The organism is Bradyrhizobium tropiciagri (genome assembly GCF_001189845.1).
Classification (GTDB): Bacteria; Pseudomonadota; Alphaproteobacteria; order Rhizobiales; family Xanthobacteraceae; genus Bradyrhizobium; species Bradyrhizobium tropiciagri.
The window spans coordinates 1-17,001 of sequence record NZ_LFLZ01000065.1 but is presented as its reverse complement, the minus strand read 5'-3'; the positions used below and the strand labels follow the sequence as shown (position 1 = coordinate 17,001).

The following is a 17,001-nucleotide window of genomic DNA, read 5'->3' as shown; positions in this document are numbered from 1 at the left end:
GGTGCAGTGTTTGGCGCCACACGTTTGGTATTGGCGCCGTCTTGAGACTGTTCGCCAGAGGAATAGCCCCTTTTGAGATTCGGGAGTATCTATGCTGTTGAGCAGGCTCTCTTGCGAAATGCGGAAGGATCTAGCTTGGACCAGCTTGCGGCGATGGCAGCGTTTGTCCGCGCGGTCGAGACCGGTAGCCTGTCGGCGGCGGCGCGCGCGTTGCCGAGCTCGCTGACCTCGGTGAGCCGCCAGATCAGCGCGCTTGAAGAGCATTTCGGCACCCGCCTGCTGCTGCGCACCACGCGCCGGCTCGCGCTGACCGACGATGGCCAAATTCTCTACGAGCGCGCGAAATCGATTCTTGGCGAGATGAGGGAGATCGAGGCGGCGCTGGCGCGCGACCCGCATCAGCCGTCGGGCCGGATTCGGCTGAGTTCACCGAGCCTGGTCGGGCGGCTGGTGATCGCACCGATGCTGGTCGAGTTTCTGCGCCGCTATCCGGCAATCTCCGTCGACCTGCTGTTGATCGACCGCGCTGTCGATATGGTCGAGGAGGACATCCATCTCGCTGTCCGCATCGGCCGCTTGCGCGACTCGCAGCTCGTCACGCGCAAGCTCACCGACCTGCAGATGATCGTGTGCGCGGCGCCGGACTATCTGGCGCGACGCGGCGAACCACACACGCCGGACGATCTTGCGGGTCACGACTGCCTGGTGTTTTCCGATTCGCCCGGCAGCGCCGCGTGGCGTTTTGCCGACAGCTCGAAGACGGGTCGCAAATTCCGCATATCCGGTCGGCTCTGGATGAATAGCCTCGACGCGCTGGTTGCTGCGGCGCGGGATGGTGCGGGCGTCGTTCGCGTGCCGTCGTGGCAGGTGCAGTCCGATCTTTCGAGCGGCCGCCTGCGACGGCTACTATTGGATCATGAGCCGGCCCCGACGCCACTGCATCTGATGCTCCAGCCGTCACGCCTCGCATCGCCTAAGATCAGGGCATTCGTCGACTATCTGGTGGAACAATGGGGCAAAACCGATGCCTTCCGGGCTCCGTCTGCGCGTCAGTGAACACGCCAGCCGATGTTGCGGACGATCGATTCATTTCTTTGTTCACCGATGCTTGCATCTGGTATACCAAACTGCGGATCAACCAGAATTCGGCAAGTCTAACAATGAACTTCGGTTCGACCGAAGGCTATTTGGCCGTTGCGCGGGCTGATCCTAGTCCGTAAATAGAACTCCTCTACCGCGTTCCCCGATGGGCCGGGCGCGGTCCCTCACATCATAAAGCCCGCCGATGACCGCCAGGATCGAACGACCGCTTTCACCCCATTTGCAGACCTACCGGTGGACGCTGACGATGGCGCTGTCCATCGTCCACCGCGCAACAGGTTTGGCCCTCTATTTCGGCACCCTGCTGCTGGCCTGGTGGCTGATCGCCGCCGCCTCCGGCCCCACCGCCTACGCCAATGTGCAGGCCTTCACCGGCAGCGCGATCGGCAAGCTGATCGTGTTCGGCTACACTTGGGCGCTGATGCACCATCTGTGCAGCGGCATCCGCCATTTCGTCTGGGACCTCGGCTACGGCTTCAAGGCCAATGAGCGCGAAGCCCTGACCTGGGGCGCGCTGGTCGCCGGCATCGCGCTGACCATGCTGATCTGGATCATTGCCTACGCTGTTGGAGGTGGACGATGAGCGGCCCCTCCTCGATGCGCACGCCGCTGGCGCGCGTCCGCAATCTCGGCGCCTCGCATTCCGGCACCTCCGATTTCTGGCGCCAGCGCCTCACCGCGGTCGCGATGACGCTGCTGATCGTCCCGGTGGTCGTCGTGGTCATCATGCTGATAGGCCGCAACCATGCTGGCGCCGCCCAGATCCTCGGCTCCATCCCGATCGCCATCATCCTGCTGCTCTTCATCATCGCCAGCACCTGGCACATGAAGATCGGCATGCAGGTCGTGATTGAAGACTACATCCACAATGAGAAGTTGAAGATCGCCAGCGTGATGGCCAACAACTTCTTCTGCGTCGCGGTCGCCATGGCCTCGATCTACGCAATTCTCAAATTGTCATCGGGAGTTTGACCCATGGCCGGTGAAGGTAACGGCAAGGCCACCAACGGCAGTGGCCCGGCCACGAACGGCAAGGCCTATCCGATCCAGGACCACACCTACGACGTTGTCGTGGTCGGCGCCGGCGGCGCGGGCCTGCGCGCCGTGGTCGGCTGCTCGGAAGCGGGACTGCGCACCGCCTGCATCACCAAGGTGTTCCCGACCCGCTCGCACACGGTTGCGGCGCAGGGCGGCATCTCGGCTTCGCTCGGCAACATGCATCAGGACGACTGGCGCTGGCACATGTACGACACCGTGAAGGGGTCGGACTGGCTCGGCGACCAGGACGCGATCGAATACATGGTGCGCAATGCGCCCGACGCGGTCTACGAGCTCGAGCATTGGGGCGTGCCGTTCTCGCGCACCGAAGACGGCAAGATCTATCAGCGCCCGTTCGGCGGCATGACCATGGACTACGGCAAGGGCCAGGCGCAGCGCACCTGCGCCGCCGCCGACCGCACCGGTCACGCCATGCTGCACACGATGTATGGCCAGTCGCTGCGGCATTCGGCCGAGTTCTTCATCGAATTCTTCGCCATCGACCTGATCATGGACGACCAGGGCGTCTGCCGCGGCGTGATCGCGCTCAAGCTCGACGACGGCACGCTGCATCGCTTCCGCGCCCAGACCACGATCCTTGCGACCGGCGGCTATGGCCGCGCCTATGCGTCCTGCACCTCGGCGCACACCTGCACCGGCGACGGCGGCGGCATGGTGCTGCGCGCCGGCCTGCCGCTGCAGGACATGGAGTTCGTCCAGTTCCATCCGACCGGCATCTACGGCTCGGGCTGTCTCGTCACCGAGGGCGCCCGCGGCGAAGGCGGCTATCTCGTCAACTCCGAGGGCGAGCGCTTCATGGAGCGCTACGCTCCGTCGGCCAAGGACCTCGCCTCGCGCGACGTCGTCTCGCGCGCGATGACGATCGAGATCCGCGAGGGCCGCGGCGTCGGCAAGAAGAAGGATCACATCTTCCTGCACCTCGATCACCTCGATCCGAAGGTGCTGCATGAGCGGCTGCCGGGCATCTCGGAATCGGCGAAGATCTTCGCCAATGTCGACGTCACCCGCGAGCCGATCCCGATCGTGCCGACCGTGCACTACAACATGGGCGGCATTGCCACGAACTATCACGCCGAGGTGCTGACCAAGCGCAACGGCGACGACAATTCGGTGGTGCCGGGCCTGATGGCGATCGGCGAAGCGGCCTGCGTCTCGGTGCATGGCGCCAACCGCCTCGGCTCCAACTCGCTGATCGACCTCGTGGTGTTCGGCCGCGCCGCCGCGCTGCGGCTGGCCGACAAGCTGACGGCAAACGCCAAGCAGCCGGAACTGCCGAAGGATTCGGCCGATCTCGCGCTCGGCCGGCTCGATCGCTTCCGCCACGCCTCCGGTGGCACACCGACCGCGAAGCTGCGCGACAGCATGCAGCATGTGATGCAGAACAATTGCGCGGTGTTCCGCACCGGCGACGTGCTGCAGGAAGGCCAGAACCTGATCCACAAGGTCTATGGCGGCGTCGGCGATATCTCGGTCTCGGACCGCTCGCTGGTGTGGAATTCCGACCTGGTCGAGACGCTGGAATTCGACAATCTGATCGTGCAGGCGGTCGTGACGATGGATTCGGCGGCGAACCGCACCGAGAGCCGCGGCGCGCATGCGCGCGAGGACTTCCCGGACCGCAACGACAAGGACTGGATGAAGCACACGCTGACCTGGATCGATCCGGCCGGCAAGACCGCGATCGAGTACCGTCCGGTGCACAGCTACACGATGACCAATGACGTGCAGTACATCCCGCCGAAGGCGCGGGTCTACTGAGAACGAAGGCGAGCAAGCATGGTTGAATTCGCACTTCCGAAGAATTCGAAGATTTCCGGCGGCAAGACCTGGCCGAAGCCGGCCGGCGCCACCGAGACCCGCGAATTCCGGGTGTATCGTTGGAACCCGGACGACGGCAAAAATCCGAGCGTCGACACCTACTATGTCGACACCCATGATTGCGGTCCGATGGTGCTCGACGGTCTGATCTGGATCAAGAACCACGTCGACCCGACGCTGACCTTCCGCCGCTCCTGCCGCGAAGGCGTCTGCGGCTCCTGCGCGATGAACATCGACGGCCAGAACACGCTGGCCTGCACCAAGTCGATGCACGACGTCGGCGCCGGCGGCGCGGTGAAGGTCAATCCGCTGCCGCACCAGCCTGTCGTCAAGGACCTGGTCCCCGACCTGACCAATTTCTACGCCCAGTATGCCTCGATCGAGCCGTGGCTGAAGACCACGACGCCGACGCCGCAGAAGGAGTGGAGGCAGAGCCACGAGGATCGCGAGAAGCTCGACGGTCTCTACGAGTGCATCCTGTGCGCCTGCTGCTCGACCTCATGCCCGAGCTACTGGTGGAACAGCGAACGCTTCCTCGGCCCCGCCGCGCTGCTACAGGCAACGCGCTGGGTCACCGATTCCCGCGATGAAGCGACCGGCGAGCGGCTCGACAATCTCGAGGATCCGTTCCGCCTCTATCGCTGCCACACCATCATGAACTGCGCCAAGGCGTGCCCGAAGGGCCTCAATCCCTCCGAGGCGATCGCCGAGCTCAAGTTCAAGATGGTCGAACGCCAGATCTGATCCGACCCGAATACGGCTGGCGCTGTTTTCAGCGGCCAGCCGCCGGCGGCCGGATCAGGATATCCGAGCCGACCGCAGCGACTCCCGGCTTGCGGAGGTCGAGCACGACGTCGACGATGCTGTGATCCTCCGGATCCATCGTGACGGTGAAGCCGAGATCGCGGCACATCCCGATCATCGTGGTGTTCTCGGTCAGCACCTGGCCGGACAGGCGCTTCAGTCCCTCCGACTGCGCATAGTGGATCAGGAGCTGCATCAGCGCCCAGCCAAGGCCTTTGCCCTTGAGATCGGATTGCAGCAGGATCGCGTATTCGGCGTTCTCGTACAGCGAGTCCGAATGCAGCCGGACTGCGCCCATCATCTCGCCGGTGGTTGGATCGAGCGCCACAAATGCCATCGCGCGGGCATAATCGAGCTGCGTGAGGCGCGCGATGAAGGCGTGCGAGAACTCCTTCATGGCGTGGAAGAAGCGCAGCCTGAGATCTTCGGCGGTGACGCGCCGAAAGAACGCCTCGACCATCGGCTCGTCCTCCGGCCGCATCGGGCGCACCGTGACGTGCGAGCCATCGCGTAACGCAAGCTCGCCCTCCCATTGCGAGGGATAGGGCCTGACCGCGAGCCGGGTCTGACCGGCGAACAGCCGCGCAGGCTTGCGGATCGCGACGCGCGCATCGAGCGCGAGCACGCCGCTCTCGTCCGCCAGCATCGGATTGATATCGAGCCCGGCGACCTCGGGAATGTCGGCGGCCATCTGCGCCAGCTTGACGAGGGTGAGCGGCACCACATCGGGTGGGACAGCCGGCACGTCGCCATAGCCGCCGAGCAGCCGCGAGACGCGCGTGCGTCCGACCAGCTCATGGGCGAGATTCATGTCAAGCGGCGGCAGCGCCAGCGCCTTGTCGTTGATCACCTCGACCGCCGGACCGCCGCGGCCGAACACGATCACCGGACCGAAGGTCGGATCGTCGGCAATGCCGAGGATCAGTTCGCGCGCAGCACGCCGCACGATCATCGGCTGGATCGTCACGCCCTGCAGGGTGGCATCGGGCCGCGCGCTGCGTGCGCGTTCCAGCACTGTCCTGGCGGCTTCGACGACACTATCTTTGGTGCGCAGGTCGAGGATCACCCCGCCGACATCGGACGCGTGCCTGATGTCGCGCGAGAACACCCTGACCACGATGGCATGCCCTTCGGCGAGGAACGGCGCCGCCTTCGCACCGGCGTCCTCGGAAGTGTCGGCGACGAGCGTCGTCACGATCGGAATACGATAGGCCTCGAACAGGGCGACGACCTCGGCTGGATCGAGCCACGCCCGTCCCTCCGACAACGCTTTCACGACGACGTGCCGCGCCGCCGCCGTCTCCGGCGTGAACACCGACGCGACGCCGGGCGGGGTCGCGGCGAGCGCCGTGGAGGCCTCGCGATAGCGTACCAGATACATGAAGGCGCGGACCGCATCGTCCTCGGTCGGGAAGTGCGGAATCCGCGCCGCCTCGAAGATCGCGCCGGTGCGCTCGTCGGCGCCGACCCAGGCCGCCAGCACCAGCGCGGCGACCGCACTCCGTTTTGACCGGCGATCGCGCACGCATTGCGCAACCGCTTCCGCAATACCCACGGCCGGTGCCACCGCCGTCTCGACATTTGCGACCAGGACGGCGTCGCTGTTCGCGTCGTCGAGCAGCGCGTTGAGCGCCACCACGTAGCGGGCGGCGTCGGCATCGCCGGCGATGTCGACCGGATTGGCGCACGACCAGCCTGTCGGCAGCATCTTGTCGAGCCGTTCGATCGTCTCGGTCGCAAGCGTCGCGGGAACGCCGCCGAGCTCGGCCAGCCGGTCGGTCGCGAGGATACCGAGGCCGCCGCCATTGGTCAGGATCGCCAGCCGGTTGCCGCGCGGCACGAAGCCGCGGCCGAGCAGTTCGGCACAATCGAAGAGCTGGCGAAGGTCGTAGACGCGCAGCATGCCGGCGCGGCGGAACGCGGCGTCATAGACCGCATCGGAGCCGGCCAGCGCGCCGGTATGGGTCGCGGCTGCCTTCGCCCCCTCCGCCATCCGCCCCGATTTGACAATGACGACCGGCTTCATGCGTGCCGCGGCGCGCGCCGCCGACATGAACTTGCGCGCGTCCTTGACCGCTTCGAGGTAGATCAGGATCGCGTTGGTATGATCGTCGAGCGCGAAGTAATCGAGCAGGTCGGCGACGTCCACGTCGAGCTGGTCGCCGATCGAGGCGATGCCGGAGAAGCCGAGCCGCCGCTCCGCCGCCCACTCGATCATCGCCGACGCGACCGCGCCGGACTGCGAGATCAGCGCGACATGCCCATCGGACGGCTGATGCGAGGCGAAGCTCGCATTGAGCTTGACGCGCGGCACCATGACACCGAGGCAATTCGGCCCGATCAGGCGCATGCCGTGCCGCCGCGCCGTCTGCTCCACGATCTCCGCGAGCGAGCCCACGCCATGACCGAGACCGGCCGACAGGATCGCCGCACCGGCAACGCCGGCGGCGCCTGCTTCCGCCACGATCTGGGGAACCGCAGCCGCCGGTGCGCTGATGACGACGAGGTCCGGCGTGAACGGCAGCGACTTCAGGTCGGGAACGGTCGGCGCGCCATCGACGTCGGCATAGTGCCGGTTGACGACGCCGAGCTTGCCGGCGAAGCCGCTCGTTTTGATATTCCGGAGCACCGCCGCGCCGAGCGACGACGGGCGTGGGCTGCCGCCGACCACCGCGATGCTTCGCGGCGAAAATACCCGCTCCAGGCCGAACGTCGACATAGCGTGGTCCCGCAGGAAGCGCGTGATGCGCTTCGAATGAAGTCTACTTCCTCGTTCGACCCATTGTACCCGTTGCGACCCCTGGCTGGTATGACGGAACTCAATCCTCCGTCTAATGCAGTCCCAACGCCTGCGCCAGGTTGAAGGTCAGGAAGCTCGCGACATAGGCCAGCGCGAGCATGTAGAGGAACGTCACCACCATCCATTTCGCGCCGCCGGTCTCGCGGCGGATCACCGCCAGCGTCGAGGCGCATTGCGGGGCGAAGATGTACCAGACCAGGAGCGACAGCGCGGTCGCCAGCGTCCATTTCTGCGCCAGCACCTGGCCGATCTGATCGGCCGCTTCCTTGCCGCCCTCGATCGAATAGACGGTGCCGAGCGCCGCGACCGCGACCTCGCGCGCCGCCATGCCTGGGATCAACGCCACCGCGATCTGCCAGTTGAAGCCGATCGGCCGCAGCAGCGGCTCGAGCGCATGGCCGATCATCGCCGCAAAGCTGTAGTTGATCGCCGGTCTCGGCGCCGGCCGGCGCCTGCGGGAACGAAGCCAGGAACCAGATCAGCACCATCATCGAGAGGATCGTGGTGCCGGCGCGATACAGGAACATCTTGGCGCGGGTGAACACGCCGATCGCGATGCTCTTCAGCCGCGGCATCTTGTAGTCGGGCAGTTCCAGCATGAACGGCGCCGGCGCATGGTCGCGCCACAGGAAGAACTTTGCGATCGCCGAGACCGTCAGCGCGCTGGTGATCCCTGCGGCGTAGAGCCCGAACATCACGAGCCCCTGCAGATTGACGAAGCCCCACAGCGTGGTCGCCGGAACGAAGGCCGAGATGATCAGCGTGTAGACCGGAATGCGCGCCGAGCAGGTCATCAACGGCGCGATCAGGATCGTGGTCAGGCGGTCGCGGCGATTGTCGATCACCCGCGTCGCCATGATGCCGGGAATGGCGCAGGCGAAGCTCGACAGCAACGGAATGAAGGCGCGGCCATGCAGCCCGGCGCCCCCCATGATGCGGTCCATCAGGAACGCGGCGCGCGCCATGTAGCCGAAATCTTCCAGCAGCAGGATGAACAGGAAGATGATGATGATCTGCGGCAGGAACACGATGACGCTGCCGACGCCCGAGATCAGGCCGTTCTGCAGGAAGCTCTGCAGCAGGCCCCAGCCTTCGGGCATCACGTCATGGATCAACTGCCCGAGTGCGGCGAAGCCGTCCGACAATAGCTCCATCGCCGGCTGCGCCCAGGTGAACACCGCCTGGAACATCACGAACAGGATTACGGCCAGGATCACGAGACCCCAGATCGGATGCAGCACGACCGAATCGATCCGGTTGGTCAGCGTGTCCGGCTTGGTCGGCAGCGTCACCACTGCCGCGATGATGCGGTCCGCCTCGCGCTGCGCAGCCTTGAGGTCGGCAATCGTCGGCGTCGTCCACTCGCTGGCCGCCGCCTCGTGCGACTTCGCCAGGAATTCGTCGGTCCGCTTCAAGAGTTCGTCGACGCCGCCCTTGCGGACCGCGACCGAGGTCACGATCGGCAGGCCGAGCTCCTGCGACATCCGGTCGAGATCGATCGTCACGCCGCGGCGCTTTGCGATGTCGATCATGTTGAGCACCAGCATCATCGGCCGGCGACGCGCTTCAGCTCGAGCACCAGCCGCAGGGTCAGCCGCAGATTGGTGGCGTCCGCGACGCAGAGCATCAGATCGGGCACCGCCTCGCCGTCCAAGCGGCCGAGCACGATGTCGCGGGTGATCTCCTCGTCCGGGCTGCGGCCGCGCAACGAATAGGTGCCGGGCAAGTCGAGCACGGTGACGCTGCGGCCCTCGGGCGTGACGAAGCCGCCGGATTTGCGCTCGACCGTGACGCCCGGATAATTGGCGACCTTCTGGCGGCTGCCGGTCAGGCTGTTGAACAGCGACGTCTTGCCGGTGTTCGGCGCGCCCACCAGCGCCAGACGCAGGGATGCAGTTGTCATTCGACGATCACGGCCATGGCTTCGCTCCGGCGCAGCGCGATCGTGATGTTGTCGACGCGCACCGCGATCGGATCCCGCCGGATCGTGCCTTCATGCAGGATTTCCACGCGCGCGCCCTCGACAAATCCCATCTCCACCAAGCGCTGCTCCAGCTCCTGCGGAGAGAGCGATGAACCCGTCACGAGCGCATCGAGCCTGATGATCTTTCCGACAAAACCGCGATCCGCATGTCCGAGCCGGATGTCCTGAAGATTATCCTGGGAAGTGTCTGGATCGCCTGTCATGCGGCCTGTTTTTCAGCAGGTAGTCACAGGGTCAAGCATTTGCCCGTGAGAGGTTTTAGAACTCCTAAAAACAGCGTCCGCGCCCGTCATCCCGGCCGATTTTCCGCTTGACTGCCGCGCTCCAGCTAACGAGGTCGTGATCCCTCCGGGTCCTTCTGGGCGTCGCCTTCCCGGCGTGGCAGGCTGGCGGAAACTCGGCCAGCCACGCCGGCGGTATCGCCCTTCCACGCCGGGCCTGAATTCGAGCCGGCAGCCGACCGATCGCTCCGCAAGGACTTTCGTTACCACGAACGGTGGACGAGCTCCGATACGGCCATCCGGGACGGGGATTTGCTTCCTCCGGCACAATGGTTTGCGTTAAGGTCTGCAAGGAGCCGGAGCGCCCGTGCCGACCGCACAACGCAATTCGCTGAAACTGCTGCAATGGATGATGGCCGCCTCGTTGGCCCTTCCGCTGGCGCTGTTCCTGTTTGCTTCGGCAATGTCCCGGATCTCCAACAGCGAGGCCGCCGACCAGGAGATCCAGCGGACCCTCGACGTCACCCATGAGCACGCGCTCAAGGTGTTCGAGACCATCGACCGGAGCCTGGGCGAGGTCACCGAGGTCGTCCGCGGCATGAGCGATGCCGAGATCGTCGCGCGCGAGAAGAGCCTGCACGAGCGGCTGCGCAAGGTCGCCGAGGCGCTTCCCCAGGTAAAATCGATCTGGATATTCGATGCCAGCGGCCATGCCCTGGTCAACAGCCTGGTGGAGCCGGCTCCCGACATTGATTTCTCGGATCGGGACTACTTCCGGATCCATGCCGAGCGCGACATCGGCACCTATATCGGCGAGGTGCTGACCCCGCGGCCGCCCTACCAGGGCGCGCGATTCTTCAGCGTCGGGCGGCGCCGCAGCAACGCGGACGGCAGCTTTGGCGGCGTGATCCAGGCTTCGGTGCTTCCGGAGTATTTCGAGAACTTCTATGCGCGGATCGGCCGCGAGCCCGGCAGCTTCCTGGCGCTGATCCGGACCGACGGCGCGGTGCTGGCGCACTACCCGATTGTCGACCACGACGCCCGGTTCGAGCCGAGCGGGCCGCTCGGACAACAGATGGCCGCCAATCCGCAGGCCGGCACCATGACGATCCGCTCCCCCGTTGATGGCATCGAACGGCGCATGCGCTATGAGCGGCTGTCCGAATACCCGATCTATGTCAGCGCCGGCCTCGAAACCCTGGCGATCCGGGCGCGCTGGATCACGACCATGGCCCAGCACCTGATCTTCGGCATCCCGGCCACCGCGCTGCTGTTTGGCTTGCTGGTGCTCGCCTATCAGCGAACCGAGCGCCTGGAGGAGGAGGCCAGCAAGCGCATCGAAGCCGAGGAGGCATTGCGGCATGGCCAGCGCCTCGAGGCACTCGGGCAACTGACCGGCGGCGTCGCGCACGACTTCAACAATCTGCTCACCGTGATCCGCGCGTCGGTCGACATGTTGCGGCGGCCGGACCTACCGGACCCGCGGCGGCAGCGTTACATCGATGCGATCTCCAACACGGTAAATCGCGCCGCCAAGCTGACCAACCAGCTGCTCGCATTCGCGCGCCGGCAAACCCTCAAGCCCGAGGTGTTCGACGCCTGCCAGAACGTCCGCACCCTGAGCGAGATGATCGCGACCCTGATCGGCTCGCGCATCGAGATCACAGCACAGGTGCCGGACCAGACCTGTCTCGTCAACGCCGATGCCGGCCAGTTCGAGACCGCCATCATCAATATGGCAGTGAATGCGCGCGATGCGATGGACGGCGTCGGCCGGCTCACGATCGCGGTCCGCGCCGTCGACAAACTGCCGTCCGAGATGAGCACGCCGCCGAGCCCGCACGGCCATGTCGCAGTGTCGGTGGCCGATACCGGCGTCGGAATTCCGCAGGAGCTGTTCGGCCGCATCTTCGAGCCGTTCTACACCACCAAGGAAGTCGGTCACGGCACCGGCCTCGGCCTGTCGCAGGTGTTCGGCTTCGCCAAGCAATCCGGCGGCGAGGTCACCGTCAACAGCGAAATCGGCAAGGGCTCGACCTTCACGCTGTATCTCCCGCGCGTCGTCGGCAGACACAACGCACAATCGCCGCTCACGGAGGATGCGCCTCCGGTCGATCCGGCCAGCGCGTCGGTCCTCATCGTCGAGGACAATGCCGAGGTCGGAAAGTTCGCGGCCGACACGCTGACCCAGCTCGGATGCACCTGTGTGCTGGTGGAGAACGCCACCCACGCGCTGGAGGAGCTGGCCGTCGACCCCGGCAGATTCGATCTTGTGTTCACCGATGTCGTGATGCCCGGCATGAGCGGCATCGAGCTTGCGGAGGAGATCCGCCGGCAGCGGCTCGATCTGCCGATCGTGCTTGCCTCCGGCTACAGCCAGGTGCTGTCGCAGCAGGGCAGCGGCGGCTTCGAGCTGCTGCAAAAACCCTATTCGGCCGAGCAGCTGGCGCGCGTGCTGCACAAGGCCGCGCGCTCTCGCCGGCTGCGAAGGGATCAGGCGCCGGCAGGGTGAGGTGATTGCGCTGGCACAGCTCAGCACACTGTCGTCCTGGCGAAGGCCAGGACCCATCACCACCGCATTCGGTGATGAACGGGGTCGTGGCCCAGCGTCGCGCAACAATTCGCATTCGGGATAATGGGTCCTGATCTTCGCCAGGACGACGCTGGGGATAGATCGATTCAAGACTTCAGCCGTGCAATGACAAGCGAGGATGCTCGCGGTCTGCTGCCGGAAATGGGATGGAACCGGCTGATTTCTCTGGCGTTGACGTGCCATGGGCAAAGCCGCGGCAAAATTCGGATCTGCGTGCAAGCAATCCTCGAGCAAGGCCGCCCCGCGTCGGAAGGCAAGCGCAAAGCGAAGCGATTCTGAAAGCAAGGACCACGCGAAGACCGAAGCGGACGATAAGTCCGAACTCGTCGAAGTCGTCGCCGAAGACGACGACCATGTCGAACCACCGCCGCCGGAAACCCTCGAACCCGATCCTGAACTGTCGCCCGAAGAGGCCGAACGGGCGCGCAAGGATTATTTGCTGACGCGGTTCTGGATCACCGCGCGCGGCTACTGGGGCCGCAATGGCGACCGGCTGGCGTGGCTGTTCACGATCGGCCTGCTGCTGCTGATCGTCGCCAACGTCGCCGTCCAATACGGCATCAACGTCTGGAATCGCGCGATCTTCGATGCGATCGAAAAGCGCGATTCGGCGACTGTCTTCCACCTCACCGCCATCTTCTTTCCCCTCGCAATCGGCAGCGCCCTGCTGGGCGTCGCACAGGTATTCGGCCGCATGGGGATTCAACGGCGCTGGCGCGCCTGGCTGACCAACGCCGTCGTATCGCGCTGGCTGACCAACGGCCGCTACTACCAGCTCAATTTGGTCGACGGCGATCACAAGAATCCGGAGTACCGCATCGCGGAGGACCTGCGGATCGCGACCGACTCGCCGGTCGACTTCATCGCCGGGGTGACTTCGGCGCTGCTGTCCGCCATCACATTCATCGCCGTGCTCTGGACGATCGGCGGCGCCCTGACGCTGACGCTCGGCGGCTCGTCCATCAGCATTCCCGGCTTCCTGGTCATTGCCGCGATCATCTATGCGGCGATCGCGTCGGGCTCGATCACGGCGATCGGCCGCAGCTTCGTGCAGATCTCCGAGGACAAGAACCAGGCGGAAGCGGAATTCCGCTACATCCTGACCCGCGTCCGCGAAAACGGCGAAAGCATCGCGCTGCTTGGCGGTGAAACCGAGGAGCGCGACGGCATCGACAAGACGTTCTCGAAGGTGCTGCGGCAATGGGCGCGACTCGCCGGGCAGCACATGCGCACGACGCTGGTCTCGCAGGGATCGAACCTGATCGCGCCGGTGGTCCCGCTGTTGCTGTGCGCCCCGAAATTTCTCGAGGGCAGCATGACGCTCGGCCAGGTGATGCAGGCAGCATCCGCCTTCACCATCGTGCAGACGGCGTTCGGCTGGCTGGTCGACAATTATCCGCGGCTCGCCGACTGGAACGCATGTGCGCGCCGCATCGCATCGCTGATGATGTCGCTCGACGGCCTCGAACGCGCCGAGACCGGCGACGGCTTCGGACGCATCGAACGCGCCGAGACTGAGGGCGAGGCGATGCTGAGCCTCAACGACCTCTCGGTCACGCTCGATGACGGCACCGCCGTGGTCGCCGAGACCGAGGTCGTGGTCGAGCCTGGAGAACGGCTGTTGGTCGCCGGCGAATCCGGTAGCGGCAAGAGCACGCTGGTCCGCGCCATCGCCGGCCTGTGGCCGTGGGGCGGCGGCAGTGTCGGCCTGCATGCGGACCGCCGCTTGTTCATGCTGCCACAAAAGCCCTATGTGCCCTCGGGCACGCTGCGGCGCGCAGTGGCCTATCCCGGCGCGGCGGAGGATTGGAGCGTCGAGGAGATCGGCGACGCCCTGCACAAGGTCGGCCTCGACCATCTCAAGGACAAGATCGAGGAGGATGCGCCGTGGGACCAGACCCTGTCCGGCGGCGAGAAGCAGCGGCTCGCCTTTGCCCGCCTGCTGCTGCACAGCCCCGACATTGTCGTGCTCGACGAGGCGACCTCGGCGCTCGACGAGAAGAGCCAGGACAAGATGATGGAGACCGTGACGACGGAATTGCCGAAGGCGACCATCGTCAGCGTCGCCCATCGCATCGAGCTCGAAGCGTTCCATAGCCGCAAGATCGTGCTGGAGCGCCGCAAAGGCGGCGCCAAGCTGGTCAGCGACGTCGACCTGATCCCGCGTAAGGGCAAGCGAAAGCTGCTCGGCCGCTTCCTGGGCCAGCGGCAGGCATCGGGCAAGGCGGCGTGACGGGCGTTGGCGCTCCCGTCAAAACCGGCTATGCATGCGCCGCTTTTGACGAGGGCAATGCGTGATCCCCAGCAACGACATTTCGCCGGCGCCGTTCGGCGCCCTGGCGCCCAACCCGGCGCAGGCCGCCATCATCCGGCTTGCGCATGGCACCGGATTGAAGCGCGGTGCGTTCCGGCCCTGGCTGTCGCGGCTGGTCAATCTGTTCGGTTCGGGACCGCTTGATGTGACCTATCAGGGCGCGTCGTTCCGCTTCTATCACCAGCACAGCGCGACCGAGCGTGGTGCGCTGTTCAACCCCGACTACAACCTCGAAGAGCTCGCGTTCCTGCGCCGCCATGTCGGCGCTGGCGGCACCTTCGTCGATCTCGGCGCCAATGTCGGCACCTATGCGCTCGCGCTGGCGCGCGATGTCGGCCCCGATGGCAAGGTGATCGCGATCGAGCCGCATCCGATGACGCATGCGCGGCTCAAATTCAACACGCAGGCTTCCGGCTTTCCGCAGGTGCGCCTGGTTGCGGCGGCCGCAGGCCCCGCCGACGGCGAGCTGATGATCGAGACCGACGGCGACAATCTCGGCGCCAGCCACATCGTCACGGGGACGCCCACGGGCAAGGCATTCAAGGTGCCGTCGCTGCGGCTGCAACGGATCCTCGAGGAAGCCGGCGCCGATAAGGTCGATGCGCTGAAGGTCGACGTCGAAGGCTTTGAGGACCGCGTGCTGATCGGCTTCTTCCGCGACGCGCCGGAGCAACTCTGGCCGCGCGCGGTCGTGATCGAACATCTGTCGAAGGACGAATGGACCGACGACTGCATTGCGGACATGCACACGCGTGGTTACGTCGATCAGGGCCGGACGCGAAGCAACACGCTGCTGGTGCGGGGTTGAGATGCGCGCGGCCGAGTTCGGTCGCGCCGGAACTGATCGTAGCCCGGATGAAGCGCAGCGAAATCCGGGATCGGACTATCCGCGGCTAGAGCAGCCCCGGATTGCGCTTCGCTTCATCCGGGCTACACCTTCACCTCCCCTTTGAGGGAAGGTGAAACGAGAACGCAGATACCAATGCGGCACAACAAGGGAGGCTCGCGATGATCGACCATATCGGCTTTTCGGTCTCTGATTACGAACGCGCGAAGGCATTCTACCAGGCGGCGCTGGCGCCGCTTGATTACGGCCTGATCATGGAAGTGCCCGCGAAAGTAACCGGGCACGCGCCGGCGGCAGGCTTCGGCGCCAACGGCAAGCCGGATTTCTGGATCGGCGGCGAAGGCGCGATGAACAAGCCGGTGCACATCGCCATCACGGCCAAGGACCGCGCCACCGTCGACACCTTCTACAAGGCCGCGATGGCGGCCGGCGGCCGCGACAACGGCGCACCGGGCATTCGCGCGCATTATCATCCGAACTATTACGGCGCGTTCGTGCTCGATCCCGACGGCCACAACATCGAGGCGGTCTGCCACGCGCCCTGATGAGGCGCACAGGAACGGTGTCGCGCACGGTTCGTTGTCGCTTCGAACTGCGATGGAGCGATCGATGCGCGCGATGCGACCTGACAGCGCCAGATTTGGCATCGGCATCAGCCGCCTGGTCTCGATGTGATGCCGATCGAGCCCCCGGACATTCCGCCGGCAACTCCTGGCACGCCGAGCGAGCCGCCGCCGGGAATTCCGCCCGGCAATCCGCAGCCGGAGATTCCTCCGCCGGCGCGCGAACCCGGCGAGCCACCGCGACCGGACGAGTTACCCGGCAAGACGCCCGACGAATCACCTGTGCGCGGACCGCCCGGACCATCGGGCCCGCCGCCTGCGACAGATCGACCCGCCGCGCGGTGAATCACCCTCGCGCCTTAGTTCCACATCGATTGCGAATGTGTCGGAGCGTTTCTTCTGAATGTCCAGTGAACAAAGGCACATGCAACCCGTTATGATGTCGAAATAAACTTCGCCGATGATTCGGCGCTCGCCACAATCCGGCCTAACCGCTGGCAATTCATCGTCCTGCCGAATTGTTCGGTTCTGACTTTCTTTCCTTCCTGCCCAGACTTTCCGCCGGGGACTCCAAGATCATGACAAAGCTTCGTCTCGTGCTGCTTGCCACGACTGCGCTGACGGTGATGCAATTCGCCACCTCAGCGTCGCACGCCCAAACTTCGCCGCTGGTCGTCGCACAGGCGCAGCAAAAGGAAGAGCTCGGACCTGACGGAAAGCCGAAGCCAAAGCCGGCACCGGGCGCACCCGCACATCCTGCACCGCCCGCCGCTGCGCCGCATCCGCAAGCACCGCCTCCAGCAGCCGCGCCGCCTGCGCATCCGGCTCCGCCGCCGGCCGCAGCACCCGCGAAGCCGACCCCACCTGCAGCACCTGCTCGGCCCGAGCCGCCCGCAG

12 protein-coding genes and 2 pseudogenes are annotated in these 17,001 nt (G+C 65.5%); 11 read left to right on the top strand and 3 right to left on the bottom strand.

Going from position 1 to position 17,001, the window contains the following annotated elements; genetic code table 11:
• The first annotated feature begins 135 nt into the window (after nucleotides 1-135).
• The 5 genes from AKN84_RS34660 (at nucleotide 136) to AKN84_RS34640 (ending at nucleotide 4,722) form a co-directional block, all read left to right on the top strand.
• Entirely contained in the window at nucleotides 136-1,056 is a 921-nt protein-coding gene (locus tag AKN84_RS34660) for a LysR family transcriptional regulator (RefSeq protein WP_050424948.1), read from the top strand.
• A gap of 229 nt (nucleotides 1,057-1,285) precedes the next feature.
• The gene (sdhC, locus tag AKN84_RS34655) at nucleotides 1,286-1,684 is read left to right on the top strand and encodes a succinate dehydrogenase, cytochrome b556 subunit (protein ID WP_050424947.1); all 399 of its coding nucleotides are present in this window, start codon (nucleotides 1,286-1,288) and stop codon (nucleotides 1,682-1,684) included.
• A gap of 14 nt (nucleotides 1,685-1,698) precedes the next feature.
• Nucleotides 1,699-2,073 (top strand): succinate dehydrogenase, hydrophobic membrane anchor protein, encoded by a 375-nt coding sequence (gene sdhD, locus AKN84_RS34650; RefSeq protein ID WP_128971432.1) that lies wholly within the window; start codon nucleotides 1,699-1,701, stop codon nucleotides 2,071-2,073.
• A gap of 3 nt (nucleotides 2,074-2,076) precedes the next feature.
• On the top strand, nucleotides 2,077-3,918 hold the full coding sequence (gene sdhA / locus AKN84_RS34645; RefSeq protein ID WP_050424945.1) for a succinate dehydrogenase flavoprotein subunit: 1,842 nt from the start codon (nucleotides 2,077-2,079) through the stop codon (nucleotides 3,916-3,918).
• Nucleotides 3,919-3,936: 18 nt separating this feature from the next.
• Nucleotides 3,937-4,722 carry a succinate dehydrogenase iron-sulfur subunit gene (locus AKN84_RS34640; protein ID WP_050424944.1) on the top strand — a complete coding sequence of 262 codons (786 nt, stop codon included), beginning with the start codon at nucleotides 3,937-3,939 and terminating at the stop codon, nucleotides 4,720-4,722.
• Nucleotides 4,723-4,750: 28 nt separating this feature from the next.
• On the opposite strand, the gene AKN84_RS34635 is transcribed toward AKN84_RS34640, so the two are convergent.
• The 3 genes and pseudogenes from AKN84_RS34635 to AKN84_RS34625 form a co-directional block, all read right to left on the bottom strand.
• Complete coding sequence (locus AKN84_RS34635) at nucleotides 4,751-7,501, bottom strand: bifunctional acetate--CoA ligase family protein/GNAT family N-acetyltransferase (RefSeq protein WP_050424943.1); 2,751 nt, start codon at nucleotides 7,499-7,501, stop codon at nucleotides 4,751-4,753.
• 112 nt (nucleotides 7,502-7,613) lie between these two features.
• Nucleotides 7,614-9,485: pseudogene (feoB, locus tag AKN84_RS34630) on the bottom strand (ferrous iron transporter B).
• Nucleotides 9,482-9,769: a FeoA family protein gene (locus tag AKN84_RS34625; RefSeq protein ID WP_050424942.1), complete on the bottom strand. Its 288-nt coding sequence runs from the start codon at nucleotides 9,767-9,769 to the stop codon at nucleotides 9,482-9,484. Before AKN84_RS34625 ends, feoB begins: the two are co-directional and overlap by 4 nt.
• A 385-nt stretch (nucleotides 9,770-10,154) precedes the next feature.
• Between AKN84_RS34625 and AKN84_RS34620 the strand changes: the two genes are divergently transcribed.
• The 6 genes and pseudogenes from AKN84_RS34620 to AKN84_RS47540 all read left to right on the top strand — a co-directional run.
• Nucleotides 10,155-12,299, top strand: coding sequence for a hybrid sensor histidine kinase/response regulator (locus AKN84_RS34620; protein ID WP_128971426.1), 2,145 nt, complete (start codon nucleotides 10,155-10,157; stop codon nucleotides 12,297-12,299).
• Between the two features lie 262 nt (nucleotides 12,300-12,561).
• Nucleotides 12,562-14,613, top strand: coding sequence for an ABC transporter ATP-binding protein/permease (locus AKN84_RS34615; protein ID WP_050424941.1), 2,052 nt, complete (start codon nucleotides 12,562-12,564; stop codon nucleotides 14,611-14,613).
• Between the two features lie 61 nt (nucleotides 14,614-14,674).
• Nucleotides 14,675-15,502 carry an FkbM family methyltransferase gene (locus AKN84_RS34610; RefSeq protein WP_050424940.1) on the top strand — a complete coding sequence of 276 codons (828 nt, stop codon included), beginning with the start codon at nucleotides 14,675-14,677 and terminating at the stop codon, nucleotides 15,500-15,502.
• Nucleotides 15,503-15,702: 200 nt separating this feature from the next.
• Complete coding sequence (locus AKN84_RS34605; protein ID WP_050424939.1) at nucleotides 15,703-16,086, top strand: VOC family protein; 384 nt, start codon at nucleotides 15,703-15,705, stop codon at nucleotides 16,084-16,086.
• Nucleotides 16,087-16,215: 129 nt separating this feature from the next.
• Complete coding sequence (locus AKN84_RS49495) at nucleotides 16,216-16,449, top strand: hypothetical protein (RefSeq protein WP_128971425.1); 234 nt, start codon at nucleotides 16,216-16,218, stop codon at nucleotides 16,447-16,449.
• Nucleotides 16,450-16,682: 233 nt separating this feature from the next.
• A pseudogene (locus AKN84_RS47540) lies at nucleotides 16,683-17,001 on the top strand (OmpA family protein); the annotation flags it as partial.